This is a genomic window from bacterium, from assembly GCA_024224155.1.
Taxonomy (GTDB): Bacteria; Acidobacteriota; Thermoanaerobaculia; order Multivoradales; family JAHEKO01; genus CALZIK01.
Genome location: JAAENP010000138.1, coordinates 1 through 3,576 on the forward strand (window position 1 = coordinate 1; position 3,576 = coordinate 3,576).

5 protein-coding genes are annotated in these 3,576 nt (G+C 62.7%); 2 read left to right on the forward strand and 3 right to left on the reverse strand.

Annotated elements, in window-relative coordinates; genetic code table 11:
* On the forward strand, positions 1-426 hold a 426-nt coding region (locus GY769_07620), incomplete at its 5' end, for an SAM-dependent DNA methyltransferase (GenBank protein ID MCP4201784.1).
* Here GY769_07620 and GY769_07625 read toward each other — a convergent pair.
* From GY769_07625 to GY769_07635, 3 genes are all read right to left on the reverse strand, one after another.
* Complete coding sequence (locus tag GY769_07625; protein ID MCP4201785.1) at positions 404-1,624, reverse strand: ISL3 family transposase; 1,221 nt, start codon at positions 1,622-1,624, stop codon at positions 404-406. The two genes, GY769_07620 and GY769_07625, sit on opposite strands and share 23 nt — an antisense overlap.
* A 172-nt stretch (positions 1,625-1,796) precedes the next feature.
* On the reverse strand, positions 1,797-2,612 hold the full coding sequence (locus GY769_07630) for a hypothetical protein (protein MCP4201786.1): 816 nt from the start codon (positions 2,610-2,612) through the stop codon (positions 1,797-1,799).
* Positions 2,609-3,007 carry a helix-turn-helix transcriptional regulator gene (locus GY769_07635; protein ID MCP4201787.1) on the reverse strand — a complete coding sequence of 133 codons (399 nt, stop codon included), beginning with the start codon at positions 3,005-3,007 and terminating at the stop codon, positions 2,609-2,611. Before GY769_07635 ends, GY769_07630 begins: the two co-directional genes overlap by 4 nt.
* Before the next feature lie 174 nt (positions 3,008-3,181).
* Here GY769_07635 and GY769_07640 point away from each other — a divergent pair, with 174 nt between their 5' ends.
* Complete coding sequence (locus tag GY769_07640) at positions 3,182-3,400, forward strand: hypothetical protein (GenBank protein ID MCP4201788.1); 219 nt, start codon at positions 3,182-3,184, stop codon at positions 3,398-3,400.
* Positions 3,401-3,576 lie beyond the last annotated feature (176 nt).

The following is a 3,576-nucleotide window of genomic DNA, read 5'->3' on the forward strand; positions in this document are numbered from 1 at the left end:
GAGAATCCGCTGGACCACCGCCTTGTCAAGCGGCTTCTCCCCGGGTATCTGGAGGAGGTGGCTGAACTGGAGGCGAAGAAGGCGAAAATGGAGGCCGCCATTAAGGGTACAGCGACTTCGGATGACGACGAGCGAGAGGAGTCTGAAGATAGCCTTTCCGAGACTGACCTGAAAGCGGCGAAGAAGGAGTTGGCCGGTGTCAAGAAAAGACTAAAGGCGACACAAGATGGCTTCGCGAAACGCCTCCAGGAAGCTCGGAGTGAGTTGGATGAAGACGTCGCCTTCGACCTTGTCCTTGGCATCCTACGCGCTGATCTTGACGACATCCTCGGTCGCTACGAGGCAGACCACCGGCAACTGGTCGTCGCAGCCTTCGAAGGATGGTGGAACAAATACGCCTCTCCTAAACCAGCTGTAGCTGACTAAAGGTTATATTCGAGCAGCAGAGATAGATGGTAGCGATCAGAGGCTTGGCCGAGTGGAAGCCAAAGGCGCGATGACTGAGGAGGCGGATCTTGTTGTTGATGCCTTCCAGCCGCGCATTGGTCAGGCGGCAGTCGATGAAGCGGAGGATGCCGTCGAGATGCTTGCGTACGGTGCGAGCAAGCCGGACGAAGGGTTTGAGGCGGGACCGGGAAGCCCAGGAGAGCCAGCTGTGGATCTCCCGACGGGCGCATTCGGCGTCGGGGGCGTCGAAGGTCTCCAGGAAGCTCTCGTTGAGCAGGTAGCCTCGATAGAGCGGGCGATTGAATTTCTGGATCTCCGAGATTTTGGCCTCCTCGCCCGAATCGAGCGTATCGGAGCGCTTAAGCAGAGCCCAGCGGCTGCGCTTGAGAGGCTTGCGCTCTTGTGCCTCGAGGTCGCGCATCTGGGTTCGACGAACCTCGTCAAGGGCCTTCTGGGCCAGCTGAGCGACGTGAAAGCGGTCGAAGACGATGTCGACGTGGGGCAGAGCCTCCAGGACGGCCTTCTGGTATGCGGCGGACATATCCATGCTGACGATCTCGAGATCCTTGAGCCGCTCGGGGCCGAGCAGTTCGAAGAAGCTGTGGAGGGTTTCGGAGCTCTTGCCCTCGGCAGCCCAGACAACGCGGCGGGTGTCGTGATCGACGACCACGGTGAGATACTTATGGTGACGGCGATAACTGATCTCATCGACACCGATGCGACGGAGGTTGTCGAAGCGAGAGGGGTCGAGCTTTTCGCCGACCAAGCGCTGAGCGATATTGCCGACCGTAGCCCAGGCGATGCCGGTCATCTCGGCCACCGCGCTCTGGTTGAGGCGCTGTGCGAGCGCGGCGACGACGTCCTCAAACGACTGGGTGAAGTCGCTATCGGGCCGCGCCCAGGGCACACGCTCGGTGCGGACCCGGACGCAGTGGGGGCATCGCAGACGCCGGATGGCTCCTTCGAGGTAGGTGGGAAGGCCCCAGAGGGCAAGGTGGCGCCATTGGCGGGTTTTCTCCTCAAAGCGGCCGCGAACCTGGGTGCCGCATTCGGGGCAGGTGAGCAGCTCAAAGCGGCGGCGGATGAGGATGATGAGTCGATCACTTTCGAAGCGCACCCCGCGGACCCAAAGGCCGGGAAGGTGCAGGAGTCGATTCAGTAGAGTTTGCACGCGCATGGGTATTCTCCTAGGCCGCAACGAGCGATAGCCGCGAGAGCGGTACAGGCTCTCTTGTCTGGAGCCATGCGGCGACTGAGTTCGTCTTCTGGGCTGGGATGAGAGGAGGAGATGCTCCTACGCGCCTAGCGGCGAGCGTCTGTCTTGGGTGTCTTGGGTGAGCGGCGCGAGACTAGATCTGGGGCCAGATCAACGCTCGGCCAACTCGTTCACTCCGAAGCCGCCGCCAGCCGCGTGTCCCGGCGACCTGTAAGCCACTGTATACCAGTGGTTTAGCGGTTTGCCAAGTGACTTCTCTGGCCATCGGGGTGCTACAGCTCCTGGAGGAGAACCCTAGATCTTTGGAACTTGCGATTCTATGTGCTCTCTCCAGAAGCGTCGTCGCAGCACCGGATTCGCCTTGGCGTTCTAAACACGCAATGCCGCTCATCGTGTAGACGCGAAAGAGGACTCGAGGATTCATTGTCTGGAGCGACTTCCTGGCCTCCGCGGTCAATTCGAGCGCACGGTCCAGATTCCCGAGAAGCCGCTCTGCGTTGCCGAGCGTCGCCGCCGACAGCGACAGGGCGTCGGCCCTCTCGCTCGCGGTGGCGAAGAGCTCGGCACGCGCCAACGAGTAGGCGACCTCCGCCAGACGGCGGGCTTCCTCGACCCGCCCCTTCATGCGAACGGCCCGCTCCCGGTAGATCACGATCCAGAAGAGGCAGTCGGACGTCCGATACTCGGGAAAACGCCCTCGCTCCGCGTACTCGAGGAATACGGCGTCCGCCTGCCGCATCCTCCAGACGACATGCTGGTGGCAGCCGCCGCCCAGATCGCGGTGCATCTGCTCGACCCGGGAGATGACCTCGGGCCACTGCGAATACCAGAGCGCACGCGAGAAGCGGCGCGCTTTCGGATGAATCGTCACCGCCGGCGACAGGTGCAGCGCGCACGCCTCCATCCTCGGCCAGTCGAACATTCCCCTCTCCCCCGTGTTCGTCGTCATCCCGCCGCGACTTCCTCCTTCGGCCCCAGCACCCGGGAGAGGACGGCCTCTCGATCCGGCTCGGGCAGCTCCATCAGTTTCTCGACCCAGGCGTCGACTTCCACCGGGTCCGATTTCGAGGACAGCGACCTGCGGCGCTCCTCGGCCACGATGCGCCGGCCGTTGGCGATCAGGTCCTCGGGCAGGACGCCGACCTTGTCGCACAGCGTGAAGAAGGTCTCCAGAGTGGGGCAGTAGTCGTCGCCCAGCCACTCGGAGACGGTGCCGGGATGGATCTCGAGTCGGCGGGCGAGCTCGCCGCCGTTGATGCGCTTGCGCCGGCAGTGCTCGACCAGACCGGCGATCCACTCGGGGATGCGGTAGGTGAGCAGGGGCTTGCGGTACTTGAGAGCCATCGCGTCTCCAGGACCCCTCCAGTTTACGGCTAGGTCCGAAGGCCGTCAAGTGAAGGCCGGATCCGCCCTGAATTTCGAGGCATTTGGGGTTGACGCGAATCATTTTTTCGGATATAACCGAAAAAGACGGTCATCGCAGCGGACTTCACCGGACTGTGAGGGGGACGTCTAGCCGTGATCAGCATTCTCGCGACCAACATCGTCAACCACCTGCACCACGCCGGGGACGACCGCCAGGTCGATCTCTTCGCCCAGTCGATCGCACCCTCTGCCTACTTGGCGACAATCTCCCCGGCGTGGTGCCTTTCTCCATTCGACGACGACGGCGGGGCGGACCCCGGCGCCGCCCTGCCCGAAGTGATCCCGATCCTCGAAGAAAGGGCGCTCTCTTGACCGTGCGCTACTCCATCGAGGACCCGCCGCGGCGGCGCGAGCTGCTCCACCTGACGGGGCGCGTCGCCGCCTACTATCCCGAGCTGATGGGAACCTTTCTCTGTGCTGTGTCTTAGTGCACTAAGAGCGTCACGATGATCAACGAGGCTCTGTCTTTTCTCGTGGAGCTCCCGGCC